We start from the raw sequence: 23,770 nt of genomic DNA on the forward strand, positions 1-23,770 counted from the left end.
TCTTTCTTTTTTGAATTGAAACAGAAGCAAGTTCAACCGAAGCGGAAGCCGGACAACGCCTTCCCCATGACGGTATCACTATAATCTCGGACACCCGGGTCCGTTCCTGCCGCACCCGCTACAAACATCAATGGTAACAGATGCTCGGCCTTCGGATGGCAGTCTTGAGCAAACGGAGCTTCTACCCATCGCGCCAGCCGGGACGAACGCTGGTCAGGCTTTTCACTTACAGCCCCATAAAGCCAGTCATCGAAATGCCGAGACTGCTCGTCCGCCTCTGCGTCTGGACGCAGAAAACGTCGCAGATTGTGATACGTCATCCCAGCCCCCACCAGCAGCACGTTTTCATCTCGTAGCGGGGCCAAAGCTCTGCCGATTTCCATCACGTCCTCAGCCGTCGCATTCAACGGCAAGGAGATCTCGACGACAGGAATATCGGCTTTTTCGAACGCCAGCATGAGCGGAATGAACACTCCGTGGTCAAACCCACGATAGACATCTCCACCACTCGCAATTCCAGCCTTTGCAAGAAGCTTCTGGATGTATTCAGCAAGCTTCGGAGAGCCTGAGGCCGGATACTGGAGCTGATAAGTGTGGGCAGGAAAGCCGTAATAATCATAGATCAGTTGGGGATGGGTACCGGTTGTCACAGTAACCCGGTCAGTCTCCCAATGCCCTGACATGACGACCAAAGCAGCGGGACGCTGAGGCAACGTAGCAGCGACCCCACGCAAATGCTCCGCCATTCGATCCCAGACATCCGGCCAGTCCATGAAAAAGCAGGGACCACCCCCATGAGGAATAAAAATAGCAGGCTGGCGTTCTATCGGCCCTGTCTGCCTCGAATTATCCGTCATGAGAAACTCCGTCGCCAGTCGATCCGCCGCGAAGGTTGTCATCAAACTGCGACAACGATAATCCTGACTACAGGAAAGTCATCTGGCACCAGGAGTGTGAAGTGCTCGACCGGATTACCAGTATGCAAGCCTTCGTTCGGGTGGTGGGACAAGGAAGCTTTGCTGCTGCCGCACGGTCTCTGGGCCTATCCCAGACGATGGTGACAAAACACGTGTCAGCGCTCGAAGCCCATCTGGGCGTGGCACTTTTCCATCGCAGCACGCGCCGTCTCTCACTGACTGAATCTGGGCAACTCTATCTCGATCGGTGCCAGAAACTCCTGAGCAGCCTTGAAGACATGGAGCAGGAAGTCACCGCAGGCGCAGCCGAGCCCCGCGGGCTGCTGCGCATGAATACGCCCGTATCTTTCGCCATTCGCCATGTCGCACCTCTCCTGCCAGAGTTCAGCCAGAAATACCCTTTGGTGACAGTCGAACTGGGCGTGGATGATCGCCGCGTCGATCCTATTGCTGAAGGGTGGGATTTAACTCTCAGGATCGGCCATCTGTTGCCCAGCAGCCTCAAAGCCCGGCGTCTGGCCCATATCAATTTCACGCTTTGTGCCGCCCCCTCCTATCTGGCCAAACATGGCACTCCAGCCACGGTCAGTGACCTCGAACATCACACCTGCCTCGGCTACACCCTCAGCGACCCCGTGGGCACCACACGCTGGAGTTTCGGACGCCGGGGAGAACGGACCATTCCGGTCAAAAGCAGTTTGCGCTCCAATAATGGAGACGTTCTGCGCACGGCAGCATTGGCTGGCCAGGGCATTCTTTATCAGCCGACATTTATTGTCGCCGATGAGCTTCAGTCAGGCCTTCTCAAACCTCTCACGCTCGATACTCCCTTGCTTGAAGGGCCAGATCTGCATGCAGTGTATGTGCCCACAACGCACGTACCGCTCAAAGTCCGAGTGATGATCGATTTTCTGGCGGCACGATATGCGCCCGTTCCTCCATGGGAGCGAGCAGGTCATCAGTCCTGAAGGCGATATCTGGCTCTCACCAGCACATCCTGTTCAAACATTTGCAGCACGTCCCGCTGCTCCTGAACACTCACAAGAACGACCACTCCGCGAATTGTCGATCTCGCCCCCGTCACATGATCCTGAAAAACTTGCGCCAAGACCATCGACAGCCCCTCTCGCGAGCAGCAGGAACACCCGATGCCGTGTCTCTTGCGAAATGGAGAGGGTGCCGGCAAGGACACTACGTCTGACCAGCCCTCTTCCGGTACATCTGCTACAAGAACGACGTCTGCCCTGCGCGATGACGGCCAGTTAGAAAGATCCGTGACAACCGAGAGAAAGAGCTGAGACATCAGTTATTCAACCGACCGCTTGGCGCCGCAACAGGGTGGCGCCCCCATGTGTTGGTGACAATAACGCCAGCCATAACAATGGCACCGCCAACGAGGGTGCGGAACGTCGGAATCTCGTGGGTCAGAATATAGGCCAGAACCATCGTGACAGGCGGGAGCAGATACAGCAGCGCAGCGCCCCGCGTAGCTCCCAGATGCCCGATCACAAAAGCCCAGGCAGCATATCCGATTGCGGCGGGGAAAATGCCCAGTTCCAGCACGGATGCCCGTCCTGCCCATGATGCATGAGAAAAGCTGGTCAATCCTTCTGGAAGCCATGGCAGCAGGAACAGAGCACCACTGATCAAAATATAAGCGATCGTTGTGAGAGCACCGTACCGGCGGATCAGCCCTTTCTGAAGATTCGTGTAGAGCGCTCCGCAAACAGCAGCTCCGAACACGAATGTCGCACCTGAACCGAAGGACAATCCGCCAGACTGCCCTTGGGCGATCAGGACAACTCCGGCAAAACTCAGAATGGATCCCGCCCATCCCAGAAGAGACATGCGCTCACCAAGAAACGCCATGGCGATAAGCCCGGCCATAAGGGGCGCTGCACTAATCAGAAGGCTCGCGGCCCCCGCAGAGACTGTCACTTCGCCGCAGTTAAAAAAGATATTGTACAGCGTGATGCCCACCGCACCGCATCCCAGAACCTGCGGAATATCCGCTTTCTGCAGACGAGCTGGGCGTTTCCAGAGCAGCCAGCCACCCGCAGCAATGGCGGCGATGGCATATCGTACGGCCGCGAGCGGGATAGGTGCGAAGTCATGCAGGGCAATACGCACAACCGGATACGCACTGGCCCAGGACAGAATGGCGACTGCTATAAAGAGTGGAAGGAAACGACCAACTGAATTTGTCATTGCTGTTCCGCGAGAAGGGATTCCCAATTCAGGGAGATGCACCACATATGACAGGCCTGTTAAAAGAAGGACAGGACAGATCCGGTTTGCCAGCAGCTTCCCTCAACCGTTATACAGGCAGGCCTCCATGCTGGGCCCGACTGCCTAGCATAATATCCTGTCCTGATTTTATTCCTGAAGAGCGCCTCAATGTCCTCACGTCCCCATCTGCTTGATGCCCTGTCAGACCAGGTTCTGCTGTGTGACGGTGGTATGGGATCGCGCGTGCAGATGCTCGATCTGGAAGTTGAGAAAGACTACTGGGGGCAGGAAAACTGCACAGAAATCCTGAATCTTTCCCGCCCTGAGCTGGTTCGTGAAATTCATCGCGGCTATTTCGAAGCTGGCGCGGATATGGTCGAGACCAACACGTTTGGTGGCTCGATCGTCACGCTTGCTGAGTTCGACCTCCAGGACCGCAGCCGCGAAATCAACCGTGTTGCTGCCACGCTGGCCCGAGAGGCGGCAGAGACCTTCTGTGACGGCCGCCATCGTTACGTCATGGGCTCCATCGGCCCAGGCACAAAACTGCCAACGCTTGGCAACATCGATTATGACACGCTTGAAGCTGGGCTGATTGAACAATGCCGTGGCCTGATTGACGGCGGTGTCGATGGGTTCCTGATTGAGACGTGTCAGGACACGCTCCAGATCAAAGCTGCCGTCAACGCAGCCAAAGCCGCAAGGATCGAACTCGGGTCGGACGCTCCCATTTTCGTACAGGTAACGGTTGAAACCACCGGCACCCTCCTCGTTGGACCCGACATCGCTGCGGCAGCCACAACCGTCAACGCGCTGGACGTCCCGTCTTTGGGCCTGAACTGTGCGACCGGCCCTCAGGAAATGGCAGAGCACGTCCGCTGGTTGTCTGAAAACTGGCCGGGCCTGATTTCCATGCAGCCCAATGCCGGTCTCCCGGAACTGGTAGACGGTAAAACGGTCTATCCTCTCAGCCCGGACGAAATGGCTATGTGGATGGAGCGTTTCATCCGTGAAGACGGACTCAACCTGATTGGCGGGTGCTGTGGAACGTCCACTCCTCATATTCAGGCTCTGGACGGCATGCTGCGTCGCGTGGGTGGCGAAAAATACCGTCCGGCTCCGGTCAAGCGCAGCACGATCTGGATGCCGTCTGTATCCAGCCTCTACTCGCAGGTGCCGCTGAGGCAAGAAAACAGCTACTTCTCGATCGGCGAGCGCTGCAACGCCAACGGCTCCAAGAAATGGCGTGAACTTCAGGAAGCGGGCGACTGGGATGGCTGCGTCGCCGTCGGCCGGGAACAGGCTGCCGAAGGCTCCAACGCTCTGGACGTCTGCACGGCATTCGTTGGCCGAGACGAAGTTGCCGAGATGAACGAAGTCGTCACGCGCTTCACGTCATCCGTGAATGCGCCTCTGGTCATCGATTCAACCGAAACGCCAGTCATTGAGGCAGCTCTGAAGCTGCATGGTGGCAAGCCAATCATCAACTCAATCAACTTTGAGGATGGTGAAGATCAGGCGCATGCCCGCATGAAGCTGGCAAAGAAGTTCGGCGCCGCGATGATTGCCCTGACCATTGACGAAGTGGGCATGGCCAAGACGCCAGAAGACAAGCTGCGCATTGCAGAACGTCTGGTTGATTTCGCCTGCAATCAGTATGGGCTGCCCCAGTCCGACCTGATGATCGATCCGCTGACCTTCACCATCGCAACCGGCATGGAAGACGACCGTAAGCTCGGCGTCTGGACGCTTGAGGGTATTCGGATGATCCGGGATAAATTCCCTGACATCCAGATCGTGCTGGGTCTTTCGAACATTTCCTTTGGTCTGAACCCTGCGGCGCGTGCAGTTCTGAATTCAGTCTTTCTGGACCATGCCGTCAAAGCAGGCATGACCGGCGCGATCGTACATGTTTCAAAAATCCGTCCGCTGCACCTGATTGCACCGGAAGAAGTGAAAGTCGCGGAAGACCTGATCTTTGACCGTCGGACTGCCGATTATGATCCGCTCCAGAAGCTCCTAGAGCTTTTTGCTGGCCGAAAAGCTGCGGATGCCGTCAAGAAGCGCCGCGCTGAAACGCCCGCAGAACGCCTCAAAGACCGGATTGTAGACGGGGACCGTAAAGGCATCGAGGACGACCTGGATGCCGCCATGCAGGATATGGCTCCGCTCGACATCATAAATACCGTTCTGCTGGACGGCATGAAAGTCGTAGGCGAGCTCTTCGGGTCTGGCAAAATGCAGCTTCCGTTTGTGCTGCAATCTGCCGAGACCATGAAAACAGCCGTAGCCTGGCTTGAGCCGCACATGGAGCGCAAAGAAGGCCAGCATCGCGGCACGATGGTTCTTGCTACGGTGAAGGGTGACGTCCACGATATTGGCAAGAACCTTGTGGACATTATCCTGACCAATAACGGCTATCAGGTGATCAACCTCGGCATCAAAGTGCCCTTGGCTGACATGATGGCTGCGGCCAAGGAACATAATGCTGACGCTATCGGCATGTCAGGGCTTCTCGTAAAATCCACCGTCATCATGCGTGAGAACCTCGCGGAGATGAAACGGCAGGGCTTCGATGTTCCCGTTATTCTTGGTGGCGCGGCCCTGACCCGAAACTACGTCGAAGAAGAATGCGCCCTGTCTTACGGAGACGGCGAGCCAGGCCGCGTCGCATACGCCAGAGATGCATTTGATGGATTGTCCCTGATGGACAAGATCGCGCAAAAAGAGTTTGACGGCTATCTGGGGGCGATCCAGAGCCGCCGTGCGGGCAAGGCAAGCCGCAAGAATGCGCGTGCTCCGGAAAGTGCTGAAACTCGTGGCTTCGGCACAGTTGATCCTGCCGCTGCCCGGGAGCGTCGCAATCGGATCTCAGGCGAACTGCCTCCTCTCACGCCACCTTTCTGGGGCGCCCGGGTTGTGGAAGCTGCGCCTAATGCCGTGCTGCCATTCCTGAATGAACGCTCACTCTATCAGTTCCAGTGGGGCTTCCGGAAACAGGGACGCTCCCTTGAGGAGTTCATGGAGTATGCGAAGATGGAACTTCGCCCCGTCCTGAAGCGCATGCTGGCGCTCAGTGCGGAGCAGGAAATCCTTCGCCCGCAGGCCATCTATGGATACTGGAAAGCTGCTGGTGACGGAAACGATCTCATCCTGTTTGAAGAAGATGGCAAGACAGAAGCCGCACGCTTCACACTGCCCCGCCAGCCGAAGGACGACGGCGAGTGCATCGCGGACTTCGTGCGTGACATCAATGATGAGCACCGCGACGTTGTTGGGCTTCAGGTTGTCACTGTCGGGCAGAAAGCGTCAGACCTTGCCCGGGAATGGTTCGAGGCCAATCGCTATCAGGATTACCTCTATCTGCATGGCCTTTCGGTCGAGATGGCGGAAGCCATGGCTGAATACACCCACAAACGGATCCGTGCAGAGCTTGGTTTTGCGGCGGAAGATGATCGTGACATGGAGAAAATGCTCTCCCAGTCCTATCGTGGGTCACGCTATTCCTTCGGCTATCCTGCCTGCCCCCGCCTTGAGGATCAGGAACCGATCCTGCGCCTTCTGGATGCCGAGCGCGTCGGGATTTCCCTGTCTGACGGGTTCCAGCTTCATCCTGAGCAGTCAACGTCTGCTCTCGTGGTGCTGAATCCGCGCGCCAAATACTTCACTGTCTGACTCAACGGAGAACCACGGTCATGGCATCACAGCAAATCGGCGGGCTTCTTGCCCAGCTTCGACTCATCAACGGTGAACGTGGCTTCTTCGCCAATTTTTTTGGCCTCTTTTGCGTGGCCTGTCTTTTGGGATTGGCCAACATGTTCAGCCGCTCTGTCCTGCACGCAGATATGGGCTGGCTGCTCAAACCACTCATGGTGGTCATGGCCCTGTATTTCTTTCTTCCCTATCTCCTGTTGCTCATCATTGACCGACGCAGCACCAACTGACGTTCAGTCATCCTACACTTCCAAAAAGACGCCCCAATATGGGGCGTTTTTCATATCTGCACTCCGTGAGAGCGCTGCATATAGATTGTCTTTTCATCTGTCGGATTTATAATAATTTTACAAAATTGAAGATTTTTCATTTCGGATATTCCATGACAGTTCTTTCCCCCTCCGCAGAAGAACGCCTGCACACTGTTCTCTCCCGGCTTGAAACACGGCTGGGCAGCCGGATCAGCAGGGCCCCTTCTGTGCTGGAAGAACATAGTCACGGTGAAGCCATGGAAGCAGCTCGCCTGCCCGGAGCTGTCATCTTCGCTGAAAGCACGGACGATGTTTCAACCGTTCTGAAGGAATGTCATGCCTCCCGCGTTCCTTTAGTCGCGTTTGGTGCTGGCACTTCTGTTGAAGGGCATGTCACACCGCCAGAACACGCCATCAGCCTCGATCTCTCCCGTATGACCGGCATTGTGGAGATGAACCCGGAAGATCTGGACTGCCGTGTACAGGCTGGTCTCACCCGACAGGCTCTCAACACACAGATCCGCGATACCGGACTTTTCTTCCCCGTCGATCCAGGCGGTGAAGCCACTCTAGGCGGCATGTGCGCGACCCGCGCTTCCGGAACTGCAGCCGTGCGCTATGGCACGATGAAGGAAAACGTGCTGGGTCTGACTGTCGTGCTTGCAACAGGCGAAGTGATCCGAACCGGAGGGCGCGTCCGCAAATCTTCCACCGGTTATGATCTGACGTCCCTCTTCATCGGCTCTGAAGGCACGCTCGGGATTATTACGGAAATCCAGCTCAAACTGCATGGCCGCCCTGACACCCTCTCCGCTGCAGTTTGCCAATTTGAATCTTTGAACGATGCTGTTCAGACTGCAATGGAAATCATCCAATGCGGCATTCCGATTAACCGTGTGGAATTAATGGATAGTGTTCAGATGGATGCATCCATCCGATACTCCAAACTGACCGGCTATCGCCCCCTGACAACGCTATTTTTTGAATTTGCAGGCGCGCCTGCTGCCGTACAGGAACAGGTGACAGCGACCCAGGAGATTGCTCTCGCAAACAATGGGCTTGGTTTTGCCTGGGCCGAGAGCGCGGAAGACCGGGCACGTTTGTGGAAAGCGCGCCATGACGCCTACTGGGCCGCAAAAGCCATCGATCCAACCGCCCGGGTCATCTCAACAGACTGCATTGTTCCAATCTCACGACTGGGGGAGCTGATTGCCGGTGTCTCAAGCGACATTGCCGCATCCGGTCTTAAGGCCCCTCTTCTGGGCCACGTCGGAGACGGAAATTTCCATACGCTCATCATCACCGAACATTCCCCGGAAGGGTATGCTCAAGCGCTGGACCTAGACCGGAAAATTGTCGGTCGGGCGCTGGCTCTCGGGGGTTCCTGTAGTGGCGAGCACGGTGTTGGACTGGGGAAACTGGAGTTTTTGGCTCAGGAGCACGGTGAAGGCTCACTCGGCGTCATGCGTGCACTGAAGAATACGATGGACCCTCACCATATTCTCAATCCGGGAAAGCTGCTTCCCAACGGGCCCGTTTATCGGGGATAACACAACCCTTCTGAATTCTGCTTTTACGGACCCTGCCTGCAATGTCTTCAGCTTCTGCCGCGCTCCCGGATGTCGTTCTGATTGGAGGCGGCATCATGAGCGCAACGTTCGCCGCCCTCCTCAAAGAACTGTCCCCCGAACTCTCCATTACGCTGTTCGAAACGCTTGAACAGTGTGGGCAGGAAAGTTCAAAGGCCTGGAACAATGCCGGGACCGGACACGCAGGAAACTGTGAACTGAATTACACGCCGCAGCGTGCAGATGGCAGCGTGGATATTTCCAAGGCTCTCGCCGTCAACACTGAGTTCGATATTTCGCGCCAGCTCTGGGCGCACTGGGTACGGACCGGCCGCATTGCAGATCCGGGCACGTTCATTCACGCCTGCCCTCATGTCAGTCTTGTCTGGGGTGAAGCTGACGTTGCTTTCCTTAAAGCGCGCCACACCGCCATGGCGAACCATCACTGCTTTGACGGAATGGAATATAGCGAAGATCCTGCTGTCATTGCGAGTTGGGCCCCTCTTGCGATGGAAGGTCGGGATCTGTCTATTCCTGTGGCGGCCACCCGCATTAAAAGCGGAACGGATATCGATTTCGGGGCCCTGACCAGAAGCCTTCTCTCTGGCTTGCAGACCGCCCCCGGCTTCCACAGCTTTTATCGTCATCGCGTGACGGACCTGACCAAAACAACTGATGGTCGTTGGCGTGTCACTGCCGTCAATATGCAAACCGGGGCACACAGGTCTGTCCTGACGCGGTTTGTATTTATCGGCGCAGGCGGTGCAGCACTGCCGCTCCTTCAGAAATCCGGTATTCCTGAAGCACGCCGATACGCAGGCTTCCCAGTGAGCGGCTTGTGGCTGCAATGCAACAACCCTACCATCACAAAGCGCCATCATGCGAAGGTTTATGGAAAAGCGCCCGTCGGATCTCCGCCGATGTCTGTCCCACACCTGGATACGCGGGTGATCGACGGGAAATCCTGCCTTCTTTTTGGTCCGTATGCGGGGTTTTCCACCAAACTTCTCAAGAGCGGCTCCTGGATGGATTATTTCCACTCCTTGAACAGCAGCAACATCATTCCAGCCATGACCGCAGGCAAAGATAATCTGTCGCTCCTGAACTATCTGGTGCGCGAAGTAACACAGAGCGACCACAAGCGCTTCCAGTCGCTTCTGAACTTCTATCCGCAGGCTGATGAAAGCCAGTGGACGAAAATTGTGGCTGGGCAGCGTGTTCAGATCATCAAGCCGGACAAAGGCCTTCATGGTGTCCTGCGCTTCGGCACAGAGCTGGTCCGCAGTTCCGATCAATCGCTTGTTGCAATTCTCGGTGCATCGCCGGGCGCATCCATCGCAGCCTCAGTAGCTCTGCAAGTCGTGGAAAAATGCTTTCCTCAGAAGATTTCTTCAAATGAGTGGCTGCCACGTCTTAAAGTGATTTTTCCCGCCTATGGGGTGGATCTGAAACAGAACGCTACCCTTTGCCGCGAATTACGTACGAACACCGCTGCTACCTTGAATATTGATGCCTGAGTGCGTCTAAAATTGTAGAAAAGCATCTATCCGTTGTGTATACACAACATTAATGCATAACCGTATTGCTCTTTTCCGGGCTGAACGAGGTCTTTCGCGTAAAGACCTCGCTGAAGCCGTAAAGGTTAACCCCCAGACGATCGGCTATCTGGAACGCGGCGATTACAAACCCAGTCTGGAACTCGCGATGAAGATCTGTGCGGTTCTGGAAGCAGAGGTCGAAATGGTTTTCTCTCTGACGCCATTTGATTCACTTGTCGAACAGATGCGCGCGCGCATGGAGGCTGGAAAACAGTGACATTCTCTCCTCGCCCCACTGACAAATTTTTCAGCGTCATGGACAATGTAGCCAATATCATTGGCCGTCCTGTTTTCTGGCTTGGGGGACTGTTTCCAGACGGGACACCCGTGTCACCGACAAGCACAATTCCCCTCTGGAAACCTGTCACGATTGCAGTCTGCGCGACCATACTTTTTCTAAGCGCAATATTCCTGCTGAGCCCCGGCTGGATGATGTCAGTATTCTTCATCAGCGGAACGTTTCTTTTAAATATTTGCGCCCGGATAAAACTGCAGCATCCTTTATACAGACTGAGTGCTTGGGACAGGGATGAACGAGAGCAGCAAACCATCCTGATATGCCGAAACTCTGCCCTCATCGTGATGAGTGCAGGAGCTGTCATTATGCCTCTGTTACTGGCTTTTACGCTCATTCATGACCAGTTTCAGCTGAGCCAACTGAAAACAATCAGCCTCATTACTCAAACTTTCCTCTGCCTGAATTATCTTGTGATCCTCGCGTCGGCAGCACAAATTGGCACACTCGCCTGGCTGGAACGCGATCAGCCATCATCACCGGATGCCGCCTGAAATTCCAGTTTTTCCTGGCAAGCCCAAAACATAAAAAAGGCCGGCCTTCGTCCCCCGACGAATAGACCGGCCATATCAAGCAGACCTGAAGAGCGGTCAGGCTGCCTGAACTGTATCAACCTTTGGCTTGCTGGCGCGCACTGGGGCAGCACTCGCTGCATGCGGCGTCAGGGTGCGCTGAACTGCATTCTGCCAGCCGTCCAGCATGATGCGGCGCTGTGCAGGATCCATACGCGGCGAGAACAGACGCTCCTGCGCCCAGGTTGCCGCAACTTCTTCCAGGCTACCCCAGACACCAACATACAACCCGGCAAGGAAAGCAGCGCCAACGGCCGTGGTCTCAACGTTTACAGGGCGCTCCACATCGGCCTTGAGCATGCTGGCGAGGAACTGGGCGAACCAGTCGTTAGCGGCCATGCCACCGTCAATACGCAACGTCTTGGCCCGCATCGCACCGTCCTGACGCATGGCGTGAACGAGGTCATAGGTCTGGTACGCAACAGATTCCAGCATCGCACGGGCAATATGTGCCTGCGTCGAGCCCAGCGTGAGACCACAGATCATGCCGCGTGCTTCAGGATCCCAATGTGGCGCGCCAAGCCCAACAAAAGCTGGCACCATGTAAACGCCATGGCTGTCCGGAATACGGGTTGCCATATCATCGGTCTGTGACGCATGCGTGATCAGTTGCAGACCATCACGCAGCCACTTGATGCCGGCGCCTGCCACGAAGATGGATCCTTCGAGAGCATAGGTCGTCTTATTGCCAATCCGGTAACCAATGGTCGTCAGCAGACGGTTATTGGACTGAATTGGCTTCTCGCCTGTGTTCAGGAGCATGAAGCAGCCCGTACCATAGGTCGCTTTCGCCATGCCTTCTTCAAAACAGGCCTGCCCGATCAGAGCAGCATGCTGGTCACCCGCCATACCACCGATCACGATGGATTCACCAAACAGGTCAGGCTCTGTTTTGCCAAACAGGCCGCTGTTATCCTGGACTTCAGGCAGAAGCGCACGAGGCACATTGAACAGGTTCAGCAGTTCATCATCCCACTGAAGGGTGTGAATGTTGAACAGTGAGGTGCGGCAGGCATTCGTGATGTCGGTTGCATGGCGTTTGCCACCCGTCAGACGCCACAGAAGGAAGCTGTCGATCGTGCCTGCAGCCAGTTCCCCTGCTTCAGCGCGCTTGCGGGCACCTGCAACGTTATCAAGAAGCCAGGCAATCTTGCTTGCTGAGAAATACGGGTCCAGCAGAAGGCCAGTCTTATCACGCACAATTTCTTCGGCGCCCTGCTCACGCAGGCGATTGCATTCCTGAGCCGTCCGGCGATCCTGCCAGACAAGCGCATTATGAATGGGCTTGCCGGTCTTGCGGTCCCAGACCACGACTGTTTCGCGCTGATTGGTAATGCCAATCGCAGCAATCCGCCCAACACCACCAGCCGTGGAAATCGCTTCACGCGCCGTCTCGAGAACGTCTTCCCAGATATCTTCCACGTCATGCTCGACCCAACCCAGCTCAGGATAGTGCTGGGGGAATTCGCTACGTGAAATGGACACGGCGCGTGCATTGCTGTCGAAAACAATACTGCGGGTCGATGTCGTGCCCTGATCGATCGCGAGAATGTAGTCTTTCTTTGCCATGCTACTTACTCCGGAAACGGACAGATCAAGAGACCTTGTCGATGACGGGACCTGTCGAGGCAGGTACGGAAGGGTTCGAAACGACGAGCACAGGCTCGGCTAGGTTTAGCGCTTCAGATGATGGCGCAGATGCTACCACAGAAATCCGAGGCATGAAGGGGCGAAGACCATACTGGTAGATCGCGGCACCAATCGGACCACCGACCATTGGCGCTGCAATGGGCACCCACCAGTAGTTGGACGGAGCCGGAATGGCAGCCTGCCCCCACCCTGCAAAGAAGCAGAACAGGCGTGGACCAAAGTCACGAGCCGGATTGATGGCCCAGGCTTCCAGATACCCGGCAGACGCACCAATAATAGCAACGAGAAGACCAATGATCAGCGCACCGGAATTCGCCTGCGGAGCCTGCGTATTGTACTGGCAGGTCACGGCGAAAATACCGAACACCAGAATACCGGTCAGAACAGCCTCATCCCAAAACGCATGAGCGACACTGATGAAATCGCCCGGATGCGTGAAGAACACACCAGCAGAGCCGCCATCCAGTGCACGCGTTAGGCCATGGGCCGCATTGTAGTGGTCAATGACCGGCACATAGAGCGAGTACACGAGTGCCGCGCCCGCCAGACCACCCAGAACCTGAGCACCAATGTAGGGTACGACCTTCTTCCATGAGAACCCACGGAAGAGCGCAAGTGAGAGCGTCACAGCCGGGTTGGCGTGCGTGCCGCTGACTGCCCCGGTCGCGTAAATCGCAACCGTAACGGACAGTCCCCAGACGATACAGACGCCCCAGTACGCCGTCTTGTACGGGCTGGGATCGTAAAGCGAATACATGGCAGCGACGCCATCTCCGAAGAGAATGATGATGGCGACAGCAAAGAACTCAGCAAGGAGTTCACCAAGGTAGCGTTTATTCTCTGACATGACCGGATGTCCGACATGAGAATTGAAGGAAAGATCAGGCGACGTCCTGCCGCCATGTTCCGGAGGTCTCGGAGCCAGCCGAACGTTCTGTTCCGGCACGCTCCTCGATATAGGTCTGGAGTGCGGCTTTCTCGGCATCGGTCATGAACAGACCCAGCTTCGAGCGGCGCCACAGCACGTCCTGCGCAGACCGTGCCCATTCGTTGTCGATCAGATAATCGACTTCGCGCGCACTCAGTGTCTTGCCGAACCACTGCCCCATATCGGCTTCTGCCTGCGTAGCGATATCAAACGCCCGCAAACCGTAATTCCGCATGAGCCGCCACGCTGTGTAAGGGGCCAGATGAGGCGCATACGCCTGCAGCTTCGCCACCTGGCGGTCAAAATCAGCCGGTGCAAAATCACCACCAGGCAGTGGCGTCTCAGCAGTCCAGGATGGACCGCCCAGCACAGGAAGATGTGGAACCAGCTTCTCAAGTGCATGCTCGGCCAGCTTGCGGAACGTTGTGATCTTGCCGCCAAAAACAGACAGGATCGGTGCACCAGACGCATCAACATCCAGCACGTAGTCACGCGTTACAGCGGAGGCATTACCAGAGTTGTCGTCATAAAGCGGACGAACACCGGCATACGTCCAGACCACATCATCCGGGCTGACTGACTTTTGGAAATAGCGGCTGACGCTTTCGCAAAGATACTTGATTTCATCTGCCGAGATTTCAACCTTGCCAGGGTCCTGCTCCCAGGGAACGTCCGTCGTGCCGATGAGCGTGAAATCCTGCTCGTATGGGATCGCGAACACAATCCGCTTGTCCGGATTTTGCAGGATATAAGCCTGCTTGCTCTCGAACAGGCGCGGCACCACAATATGGCTTCCCTTGACGAGACGCACCTTGTTCCGGCTCTGCACGCCAACACGATCCTGAAGAAGCTCTGCGACCCATGGTCCAGCTGCATTCACAATGGTCTTGGCCTGAACTGTCCGCTCTTCACCACTGTCGCGGTCAAGAAGCGTTGCGGTCCAGAGCTGTGGCCCACGCTCAGCTTTTACAAGTTTGGTGCGCGTGTTGATGGAGGCCCCTAGACGGATGGCATCCATGGCATTGAGCACAACCAGACGACTGTCCTGGACCCAGCCATCGGAATATTCGAACCCACGCACGTATTCGCTCTTGAGCGGGCGCCCTGTCACGTCCGTACGGAGGTTCACCGCGCGCGTTTTCGGCAACGTCATGGTCGTGCAAAGGTGATCGTACAGGAACAGGCCTGTCCGTAGCAGCCAGGCAGGACGCAGCATCTTGGAGTGCGGCAGAACAAAACGCATCGGCCAGATGATGTGCGGCGCAATCTTTAACAGACGCTCACGCTCAATCAGAGCCTCACGCACCAGCCGGAACTCGTAATATTCCAGATACCGCAGACCACCGTGGATCAGCTTGGTGCTGGCAGAAGACGTATGGCTTGCAAGGTCATCCTGCTCGACAAGGATAACCTTCGCACCACGGCCTGCGGCATCTCGGGCAATGCCGCAGCCGTTGATGCCCCCACCGACCACAAGCACGTCATAAGGCGCGCTTTGCGGACTTGAAGGCGAAACTTCACGAATCGATGACATAACAATCTCCTGCCACCACGCTCCAAAACGAGCATCCGATGTTCGTTTTCGCGCATATTGAACGATAAAGTAAAGAGGGATCTTCGGTTTATAACAGATTAGTGTTCTTTTTTTCGCGCACTACTGTGATGTTTGAGCGATATGTAGCGTCACATTTGCCGCTTCCAGCAGCGCCTGAAATGCGTCCGAGACAGGGCGATCGGTAATCAGATCGTCAATATCTGCCAGTCCACCCACGCGCCCCATGGGCTGCCGACTGAATTTTGTATGATCTGCCAGCAGCAGAACACGGCGAGAATTTCGGATAATCGTACGGGCACACTGAATTTCATTCAGGTCAAAATCCAGCAGTGTCCCGTCATCTGCGATACCGCTGATACCGATGACGCCGAACTCTGTCCGAAAAGAATCCAGAGTCTCAATCGCAGCAGCACCCAGAATTGCCCCATCCTTGGGACGGAGCTCTCCCGCTGCAATCACGGTTCTAAAATCAGGTCTTCCGGAAATAAGAGACGCAACATGCAGGTTGTTAGTCACGACCCTTAGGTCACGATGTCCACCCAGAGACCGGGCAAAAGCCTCGGTTGTCGTACCAATATTAATAAATAGGGACGAACGGTCAGGAATAAGAGACGCCGCGCAATGGCCGATCGCATCCTTGGCCTTCAGGTTCAGAATCTGCCGTTCATTGTAGGCGATATTTTCAATGGTTGAGTTCGGTGTTGCTCCACCGTGATGTCGGGTCAGAAGCCCCTGCTCTGCCAGAAACCCAATATCCCGCCGAATGGTTTGAACCGCCACATCGAACTGCTGTGCCATGTCTTCGTTCGACACATAGCCCTGACTGCGAACCAGTCGGATGATCTGTTCCTGACGAGGGTTGATCCTGATGGTGGGGTTGCTCATGCACACTGACCTGAAATGATTTCCAGGACAGTGTGACAACACGAACAAAAACGCGCAATCACGAACTTTGTCAGCGACAGACCCCGTGGCGCTTTTTAATCACTCCACCATCAAAGACGTTTCAGATTTCAATATTCTGAAGAACCTTGAAGCCTTCAAAGACTGGCGGCCCCACGGTCAACACTTTGCCTTGTCCGGCGCCGGCATGAGCAGCGCGGAACTGCTCAGACTGTGTCCAACCAACAAAAGCCTCATAAGATTCCCAGACCGTATGAGACGCATAAAGAACGTGATCTTCTTTGGCTGGCCCCTGCAGGAATTGAAAACTGACAAATCCCGGGACTGTCTTCAGCAGGACTTCCCGCTCCAGCCAGCGCTGCCGAAAAGCATCTTCACTATCAGGCCGTACCTTGAAGCGATTCATTGCAATATACATGGTGTCTCTCTCTTGTTGATATCTTCCGGCATGACGAGATCATGCGGAACAATGAACGGACGCCCCGTGCTGCAATGTTGATGAATGCAGCCATCAGGAATCCCAAAAACGTCGTGGAGGAGTTCAGAAGTCAGGATGTCACCGGGGAGACCGTGTGACTGTATCCGCCCCTGATGCATAACGACGATACGATCGGCACAGGCCGCAGCCCAGTTCAGATCATGAAGAACCAGCAACACGCTTCCACCATGCGCCGCATGCATCTTTGCAATCTGAAGAATGAGGCGCTGCCGTGCCATATCCTGTGCGGACAAAGGTTCATCCAGCAACAGACAGCCGGGCGCACCGTTCCGGGCTGCGGCCTCAAGCTGTGCCAGCACTCGCGCAAGGTGAACGCGCTGCCTTTCTCCGCCGGATAGCGTCATAATGTCGCGTTCCATGAACGATGATAGCCCGACGCGATCTAGCGTGTCCTGTGCAATCGCAACACGCTCAGCCATCGGGCGGCCCTGCCCCGAAATAGCTGTTCCCATAAGAACCAGTTCCAGCGCCGTGAAGCGCGCGCGCATCGGACATTCCTGGGGCAAGAGCGCCCGGCGGCGAGAAAGTTCGCCCGCAGAAAGCGATCCAATTTTTGAGCCATCAAAGCGGATCTCACCGCCATGCAGCGGCATCAAGCCGCATGCAAGCTTCAGGAGCGTACTTTTGCCCGCGCCGTTAGGCCCTACAACAGCAACGATTTCTCCGGCCGCGAGCGCCAGATCAAGATTGTGAACAATCTCACGACCACCCGCTCTGGCTGAGGCGTTCTGAATTTCCAGTGTCATGATGGAATGTCCGCTCCATGAATGCGGCTCAAAAGCCAGACAAAGACCGGGGTTCCGAGTGCTGCGGTAATTATGCCAACAGGCAGTTCCGCAGGAGCCGCAACCAGTCTGGCAATCGTATCAGCCGCAGTGAGAAGAATAGCCCCAAGAAGAGCGCTCCCAGGCAGAACCAGACGGTGGTCTGGACCGGTGACCAACCTCACAAGGTGAGGAACCACAACGCCAACAAAACCAATAGCGCCCACAAACGCGACTACCGGCCCAACGGACGCAGCCACCCCCAGCATTGCCAGCCGTTTTGTCCGCTCGACAGGATACCCCATCAAAGCAGCATCCGCTTCACCAAGAAGCATGGCATTCAGAGGAACAGCGAGACGTGTCGCAATCACGCCTGCAAGGACAAGAAATGGCGAGAGCAGGCCAATACGTTCCCAATTTGCCCCTGAGAAACTTCCAAGAGTCCAGAACGTCAGATCTCGCAGCGCCGTGTCGTTGGCGCGAAAAATGAGAATGCCCGTCAATGCGCCAGAAAAAGCTCCGAACGCGACGCCAGCCAACAGAACAGTCGTGACAGAGGTGATGCCAGCGCGGGTCGCAAAGACGTAAAGAAGGAGTGTGACGAGAAAGCTGCCCAGCATTCCAGCCAAAGGCACGGCCCAACCGTTTAGAAACCCTGACTGAGCCATATCAACGTCCAGTACGATGACGCACGAAGCAGCCAGAGCGGCCCCGGAAGATACGCCAATCAACCCCGGATCAGCCAATGGATTCCGGAAAAGCCCCTGCATCGTTGCACCCGCGGCCCCCAGAGCTGCACCAGCCATGGCGGCAAGAACAACACGTGGTGCACGAATATGCGCGATCACCATCCAGGCCAGGTTTCTGGTTGCAACGTCAGGTGCATGCAGGAGCGTACCAATGCCTGCCCCGCTTGCACCAACCTCGACTGCGACCAGCATGACAAGAATTAGCAGCGGCAGAAGCGATAGTAAGATCCAGCCCGCATGCACGCGCATTGCCCTCACGCAGGATGCTCCGCTTTCGCCATCAGTCGTGCCAGATCCAGCGCAGCTTCGGGCGTTCTCGGACCAAATCCCAGAAGGCGCTCCCCTTCCATTTCCACAATGGCTTTTTTCTGCCCCGCTGGCGTCAAACTAAATCCGGGATCGCTCAAGAGAGCTTTGCGGATATCCTCGCCCCCCTGGTTCATTGTGAGAATGATATCGGGCTTAAGGGTTACAAGGGATTCTGTGTTCAAAAGCTTGTAGCCCTGCAGATCCGCCCCAACATTGACGCCTCCTGCAAGCCGGATAACGGCATCGGCAGCCGTGCCCCGCCCTGCCGCGAGCGGACGGTTATTCGTCATGCGCATAATAAACAGGACGCGCGGTGACGCAGCATGTGTGTCGCGCCAGTCTTTAAGAGCAGAAAACTTCTGCTGAATATCCTGAGCAAGCTGCGTGCCCGCCTGCTCACGGTTCACAACTTTTGCCAGAAACTGCGTCCGGCCAATAATAGCATCGGGCGAAGGCGTTGAATCTACGAACACAATGGGAATACCTGACGCCACCAACTGAGACATGGCATCGGCTGGGCCTGCTGCGTCCATCGCAAGAATGAGATCCGGCTTGACGGATAAAACCCCTTCCGAGGAGATGGCCCGCATATAGCCCAGAGATTTTTTTTCTTTCAGTGCAGCTTCCGGCCAAGTCGAAGTCGTATCAACGGCGACAATTTGATCGGCTGCACCAAGACGATAAAGCGTCTCGGTAATCGTTCCCCCGATGCAGGCAATTCTGGAAGCGGCTCCCAGAACAACCTGACGACCGCGATTGTCCGCCACCGTCCGGGTTGCTGCATGCAGGCAGGATGGCGTCAAAGCACTGGCACAAACCAATGCAAGAAAATTGCGGCGTTCCAATCCTGATTTATTCATCGCCCCTGCCCTTCTCGTATCAGCAGACATTCGCCACCAAAAAAATACGATATCATGCAATCAAAAGTCATTCTCATTTAAAGACTAACTCTTTCATTCTGACTGGTGGAGAAAATCTCCTCCGAGTTCAGAGCGGCCATCTGATCCAGACAACTGGAGAAGCGGGCGAAAGCCTCCTCAGCTGCCGAAACACAAATCGCCCGATCCAGATCAGCACTATCGATCGCCGCCTTAAACGTTTTCCACGACGGGCCCCGACCTTCCGGTGCAGGAGCCAGATGCCGCGCCCCGAAACTTTCTGTCAGCCCAAGAGACATTGCCATCTTGGACAGGATATTTGCGCCCAGCTTCGATCCTTCAGCAACGTATAGCCAACCTACGGCAACCGAAGGGTTGAACGGAATCACGTTCCCACGATGCGCCATTGGGGCTGCCAAACCCAGATCACGCATGTCAGCTTCCACCCAGGGAAACCGGTTGCGTGTCTCAAGATCGGGAAGAAGATTTCGTAACATTTCGTTTTCGTAAATATTTGTCATATCTCTCAGGAAGACATACTGAGACAGAAGAAAGATCCGATACCCGTCCAGACTGGAAAAAATTCCCATGGACATGATCTTATGATCGGTCCGGTCATGAATGGATTTTGTCTTTTCCCGTAGCGCCAGGGAAAGCGTATTGTCGGTGAAAAACGCGCTCATATCCGCCATTTCTCCTTTTAATCTCAGCTTAAATGAATGCCTGAACCGTTGGCTCCCTTCCCCACAGGAAAGAGTCGACGCGGGCTCTGTGTGGCATATTCATCCACCCGCTTCAATGAAAATGAGAATCACTATCATTTAGATTGACGCCATGAAATTCCATCGCCATTAGATGCGAACAATTCTCATTTAAGGGTGTAAGTTTCCATGAGCAGACAAAGCGCTCGTCCAACACGTTTTCTGCGACAGTCCATGCTGGCAACGTCTGCGCTCGTCTGCATTTTTGCAGCTTTATCATCTGCTCAAGCCCAGACGAGCAAAGACTCTGAGAAAGTCACTGATGCAAAAACAGACAGCATCCCAGCACATACCGGCGCAGCCCCTACAGTTCAGCTCAAGCCCCTCCACGTTCGAGGGCAGGCTGCTGCAGACATCATTGATTCCATGAAGGTTGATCCGGATGCGGACTATAGTGCCGTCGGAAAGCCGCGTGTCATGACTACAACGACCACGCTCAAAACCCTTCAGTCCCGCATGATTGACAGCATTTCGGACTATGCTCGTCGTGTGGACGCGGGAGTGAATTACAACAATAACAATCTCAGCATTAATATGCGTGGGCTGGATCAGAACCGCATTCTCACCACCATAGACGGCATTCGAACAATCTGGGCGAATGACGGCGCACGTGGTGTCAGTGGTGGTGTTTCATCCTATGATTTTAATTCTCTTGGCTCGATCGACATTGTCAAAAACGCGAACTCTGGCTTTTTCGGGACAGGTGCGCTCGGCGGCGTTGTTTCACTCAAGACACTTGACCCGGAAGACCTTCTGACAGGCAACAAAGCCTACGGCGGACTGACCAAACTGACATATGACGGGTCCAGCGAGAGTGGATATCTCAATCAGGCCCTTGCCGGACGTTATCATAACACAATGATTTTGGTTCAGGGCGGCTATCAAACCGGCAGCCAAACCGGAAATATGGGCGGCACAGGCGGCGTTGGGTCCACACGATCGGACAAAGATCCCGCTTCCTACACGCAAGGCAACTTCCTGGGTAAAATTCACCAATACGTGGAAGGCGGTCATCGCTTCGGCTTAACCGGTGAAGTATTTGATCGAAATTATAACGAAAACACCCTGAGCAGTATTAGCTCAACATACAGCCGCTATCACACACTGGAAGAAAGCAAGCGTACGCGCGTTTCCGGAAGCTACGATTATAAATCTGAGAAGCCAACAGCCTTTATCAGCGAAGCGCATCTCATTGCTTACTGGCAGAAGGTCAATTCAATCACAGATACAGCCGCCAATCGTCTGACATCGCCCATTGGCGAATATGATCGGGACAGTAATCTCGCTGTTCAGTCCTATGGAACGACGGGCTCAATCACGTCCAATGTTTTCACAGGCCCATTTCATCATGTAATTACCCTTGGCGGAGAAGCTTACATCACGGATACAAGCCAGTATGCTGCTGGTCTCGATAATTGCACGGCACAGGTTTATGCGTGCAGCTTCCTGCATGTAAACCAGTCTGATATGCCCGACGTTCATGGAACTGACCTCGGGGCAATTGTTCAGGATCGTATTGGTTTCGGGAAAATGGAATGGCTGCACGTCACACCAGGCTTCCGCTTCGATCATTATAGACGTAGCCCGCAGGATACGCCCAGCTACACCAAAAATGCAGCGTATGAAGGCACACCAAACGGAGCCAGTGGCTCGCATTATTCCCCGAAGGTTCTGGTCGAAGCTCGGGTCCTGAAAAACCTCACGCTTTATGGGCAATACTCCCAGGCTTTCCGTGCTCCGTCTGCGACAGAAATGTATCTGACCTACGGCGGCACAGGCAGCTACGTCTCAATCGGAAACCAGAACCTCAAACCCGAAACCAGTCGTGGCTGGGAAGTTGGCGCGCGATATGGAGATTCCAAACGCGGCGCCACAGTTTCGTTCTTCGATAATTACTATCACAATTTCATCGATACGATCACAACAACGGCGGCAGCAGCTGGCATCGGCGGATATTACCCGTTTGGTGTTTTCGAATACGTTAATCGCCAGCATGTCCGTATCTACGGTGTAGAAGCACGCGCTAACTGGACTTTCGCCAATTACTGGCAGGTATGGACATCCCTTGCCTATTCTGATGGCCAGGATACCGATGAACATGTGCACCTGAACTCCGTTGCACCATTCCGCGGAATTGTGGGCGTTGCCTATAACCGAGAGCACTGGGGGGCGAATTTCTCCACAACATTCGCGGCGGCGCGCAACAAGGTGCAGAACATGGCGTCTAATGTGAATAAGACACCGGGTTATGCACTCTTCGATTTAACGGGTTGGTACTCACCGAAATTCTTCCCGAACCTCCGTGTTCAGGCGGGAATGTATAATATGTTCAACAAGCGTTATTATAATGCACTGGATGTGCCTGACAGCATCAGTGTTCCCAAGTCCTATTACACACAGCCTGGCCGTAGCTTCAAAGTCACGACGCTTATCAATTTCTAAACGTCAGTAACCAGTTCTGAAGCACCGTGACCCACGCCAGAACACGTCACGGTGTTTCAAAAAAAACCCAGGGTCTCGCACCCGACCCCGGCTTTCACTGTTCGCAGTACCTTACGACTGGAAAGCTGGATTTCAGTTAACGTCCCATCATCTTCATTTGCCACAAGCACAGTTGTTCCATCTGGACGGAAAGCAGCGTCCATTGGCTTCTGCCCAACCGGAACGGGGTACTGGTCCCACTGTGGCAGACTGATCAATGTCACAATCGGCTCGAAATCTCCGATAACCAGAAGCCATTTCCCATCGGGACTAACGCGCACAACCTGCGCACTCTTACGGTGATGCTTCAGTTCAACTTCCTGACGCAGCTCTCCCGCATCCACATCCATAAGAAATAAAGTTGGTTTAAGCGCATTACTGACCACCAGGAATTTTTCATCCGGCAGATGATCGATGCCAGCAGAGGGCGCAGGCAGAACGATCGTGCGCCTGACGCTGTCATCACCAATACGAAGAACAGTCAGCGTCGCATCTTCTTCGTTTTCGGTGACAATCAGCTTACGCTGCGGCAGAACAGTAAGCCTGTGTGCATTCCGAGAAAATGCTTGCAGGATATGGGTAACTCTTTTCGTCTCGGGATCAATCACCGCCACAGCAGAACTGTTCTCACAGCAAACATAAAGCAACCCGTCTGGCCCAAACCGCAATGTATGCGGTGACTCAAGGGGTGTCAGATCAATGTCTGAAATTCTGGTTCTGGCATACAGATCTATAACGGAAACAAAATGGTTTGGTATGGGATTGTTGCCGTGAAAACCATTCCCATATGCTGGAACAAATGCAAGCCCTCGCGTCTCATCTATAGCCAGCTCATGCGGGAGACTTGGCATCCCCCCAATATGATCCAGCACTTCAAGCGTTGTTGGATGAAGGAAAAGAAGCTGTGCCCCCTTCTTGTCCACAACAATTAGCCCGCTGCAATGACTAAGGGTCATAGGACTGTCCTTGCTCTTATTTGTGTCAGGTTACTCCCGATATAAAACAATATAAAAGGTATTTAGTTTTGAATGGTCTGGTCAGGATGCTGTCACAAAAATGCCAGCCCTAATAAAGCCCAGACCAAGTGTTTTGTAAAAAACGCGTCAGAAAGAACTCACAGCCGATAATTCTTCTGAACTCAGAAAAAAG

At 54.8% G+C, this 23,770-nt stretch carries 21 protein-coding genes; 8 read left to right on the top strand and 13 right to left on the bottom strand.

What is annotated here, in order from left to right:
- Positions 1–32: 32 nt before the first annotated feature.
- Positions 33–857 (bottom strand): DODA-type extradiol aromatic ring-opening family dioxygenase, encoded by an 825-nt coding sequence (locus M2305_RS01160; RefSeq protein ID WP_264648340.1) that lies wholly within the window; start codon positions 855–857, stop codon positions 33–35.
- 101 nt (positions 858–958) lie between these two features.
- Between M2305_RS01160 and M2305_RS01165 the strand changes: the two genes are divergently transcribed.
- On the top strand, positions 959–1,885 hold the full coding sequence (locus M2305_RS01165) for a LysR family transcriptional regulator (RefSeq protein WP_264648341.1): 927 nt from the start codon (positions 959–961) through the stop codon (positions 1,883–1,885).
- Here the strand turns inward: M2305_RS01165 and M2305_RS01170 are convergent.
- The gene (locus tag M2305_RS01170) at positions 1,876–2,220 is read right to left on the bottom strand and encodes a hypothetical protein (RefSeq protein ID WP_264648342.1); all 345 of its coding nucleotides are present in this window, start codon (positions 2,218–2,220) and stop codon (positions 1,876–1,878) included. The two genes, M2305_RS01165 and M2305_RS01170, sit on opposite strands and share 10 nt — an antisense overlap.
- A complete protein-coding gene (locus M2305_RS01175) occupies positions 2,220–3,125 on the bottom strand; it encodes a DMT family transporter (protein WP_264648343.1) in 906 nt (301 codons plus the stop codon). The genes M2305_RS01170 and M2305_RS01175 overlap by 1 nt, the downstream gene beginning before the upstream one ends.
- A gap of 189 nt (positions 3,126–3,314) precedes the next feature.
- On the opposite strand from M2305_RS01175, the gene metH reads away from it, so the two are divergent.
- The 6 genes from metH to M2305_RS01205 all read left to right on the top strand — a co-directional run bounded on the left by metH (position 3,315) and on the right by M2305_RS01205 (position 11,066).
- Positions 3,315–6,821: a methionine synthase gene (metH, locus tag M2305_RS01180; RefSeq protein ID WP_264648344.1), complete on the top strand. Its 3,507-nt coding sequence runs from the start codon at positions 3,315–3,317 to the stop codon at positions 6,819–6,821.
- Between the two features lie 20 nt (positions 6,822–6,841).
- Positions 6,842–7,090: a hypothetical protein gene (locus tag M2305_RS01185; protein ID WP_099210124.1), complete on the top strand. Its 249-nt coding sequence runs from the start codon at positions 6,842–6,844 to the stop codon at positions 7,088–7,090.
- A 152-nt stretch (positions 7,091–7,242) separates the two neighbouring features.
- Positions 7,243–8,661, top strand: a complete 1,419-nt coding sequence (locus tag M2305_RS01190; RefSeq protein ID WP_264648345.1) for an FAD-binding oxidoreductase — start codon at positions 7,243–7,245, stop codon at positions 8,659–8,661.
- 41 nt (positions 8,662–8,702) lie between these two features.
- Positions 8,703–10,196, top strand: coding sequence for a malate dehydrogenase (quinone) (gene mqo / locus M2305_RS01195; protein ID WP_264648346.1), 1,494 nt, complete (start codon positions 8,703–8,705; stop codon positions 10,194–10,196).
- Positions 10,197–10,248: 52 nt separating this feature from the next.
- Entirely contained in the window at positions 10,249–10,494 is a 246-nt protein-coding gene (locus M2305_RS01200; protein ID WP_086633925.1) for a helix-turn-helix transcriptional regulator, read from the top strand.
- A gap of 110 nt (positions 10,495–10,604) precedes the next feature.
- Complete coding sequence (locus tag M2305_RS01205; protein ID WP_264648347.1) at positions 10,605–11,066, top strand: hypothetical protein; 462 nt, start codon at positions 10,605–10,607, stop codon at positions 11,064–11,066.
- A gap of 96 nt (positions 11,067–11,162) precedes the next feature.
- Here the strand turns inward: M2305_RS01205 and glpK are convergent, their stop codons facing one another.
- From glpK to M2305_RS01250, 9 genes are all read right to left on the bottom strand, one after another.
- The gene (gene glpK / locus M2305_RS01210; protein WP_202206729.1) at positions 11,163–12,713 is read right to left on the bottom strand and encodes a glycerol kinase GlpK; all 1,551 of its coding nucleotides are present in this window, start codon (positions 12,711–12,713) and stop codon (positions 11,163–11,165) included.
- 25 nt (positions 12,714–12,738) lie between these two features.
- A complete protein-coding gene (locus M2305_RS01215; RefSeq protein ID WP_046899839.1) occupies positions 12,739–13,641 on the bottom strand; it encodes an MIP/aquaporin family protein in 903 nt (300 codons plus the stop codon).
- A 34-nt stretch (positions 13,642–13,675) separates the two neighbouring features.
- The gene (glpD, locus tag M2305_RS01220) at positions 13,676–15,256 is read right to left on the bottom strand and encodes a glycerol-3-phosphate dehydrogenase (RefSeq protein WP_086633929.1); all 1,581 of its coding nucleotides are present in this window, start codon (positions 15,254–15,256) and stop codon (positions 13,676–13,678) included.
- A gap of 120 nt (positions 15,257–15,376) precedes the next feature.
- Positions 15,377–16,162 carry a DeoR/GlpR family DNA-binding transcription regulator gene (locus M2305_RS01225; protein WP_086633930.1) on the bottom strand — a complete coding sequence of 262 codons (786 nt, stop codon included), beginning with the start codon at positions 16,160–16,162 and terminating at the stop codon, positions 15,377–15,379.
- 121 nt (positions 16,163–16,283) lie between these two features.
- The gene (locus M2305_RS01230; protein WP_046899501.1) at positions 16,284–16,598 is read right to left on the bottom strand and encodes an antibiotic biosynthesis monooxygenase family protein; all 315 of its coding nucleotides are present in this window, start codon (positions 16,596–16,598) and stop codon (positions 16,284–16,286) included.
- A complete protein-coding gene (locus tag M2305_RS01235) occupies positions 16,583–17,425 on the bottom strand; it encodes a heme ABC transporter ATP-binding protein (protein WP_264648348.1) in 843 nt (280 codons plus the stop codon). Before M2305_RS01235 ends, M2305_RS01230 begins: the two co-directional genes overlap by 16 nt.
- Positions 17,422–18,441 carry a FecCD family ABC transporter permease gene (locus tag M2305_RS01240; protein ID WP_264649914.1) on the bottom strand — a complete coding sequence of 340 codons (1,020 nt, stop codon included), beginning with the start codon at positions 18,439–18,441 and terminating at the stop codon, positions 17,422–17,424. Before M2305_RS01240 ends, M2305_RS01235 begins: the two co-directional genes overlap by 4 nt.
- 5 nt (positions 18,442–18,446) lie before the next feature.
- A complete protein-coding gene (locus tag M2305_RS01245; RefSeq protein ID WP_264648349.1) occupies positions 18,447–19,361 on the bottom strand; it encodes a heme/hemin ABC transporter substrate-binding protein in 915 nt (304 codons plus the stop codon).
- A 77-nt stretch (positions 19,362–19,438) separates the two neighbouring features.
- The gene (locus tag M2305_RS01250) at positions 19,439–20,062 is read right to left on the bottom strand and encodes a biliverdin-producing heme oxygenase (RefSeq protein ID WP_264648350.1); all 624 of its coding nucleotides are present in this window, start codon (positions 20,060–20,062) and stop codon (positions 19,439–19,441) included.
- Between the two features lie 252 nt (positions 20,063–20,314).
- On the opposite strand from M2305_RS01250, the gene M2305_RS01255 reads away from it, so the two are divergent.
- Positions 20,315–22,582: a TonB-dependent hemoglobin/transferrin/lactoferrin family receptor gene (locus M2305_RS01255; RefSeq protein WP_338085675.1), complete on the top strand. Its 2,268-nt coding sequence runs from the start codon at positions 20,315–20,317 to the stop codon at positions 22,580–22,582.
- Positions 22,583–22,638: 56 nt separating this feature from the next.
- On the opposite strand, the gene M2305_RS01260 is transcribed toward M2305_RS01255, so the two are convergent.
- On the bottom strand, positions 22,639–23,577 hold the full coding sequence (locus tag M2305_RS01260; protein WP_264648352.1) for a beta-propeller fold lactonase family protein: 939 nt from the start codon (positions 23,575–23,577) through the stop codon (positions 22,639–22,641).
- Between the last annotated feature and the right edge of the window lie 193 nt (positions 23,578–23,770).

The sequence above is a fragment of the Gluconobacter cerinus genome (genome assembly GCF_025961355.1).
Taxonomy (GTDB): Bacteria; Pseudomonadota; Alphaproteobacteria; order Acetobacterales; family Acetobacteraceae; genus Gluconobacter; species Gluconobacter cerinus.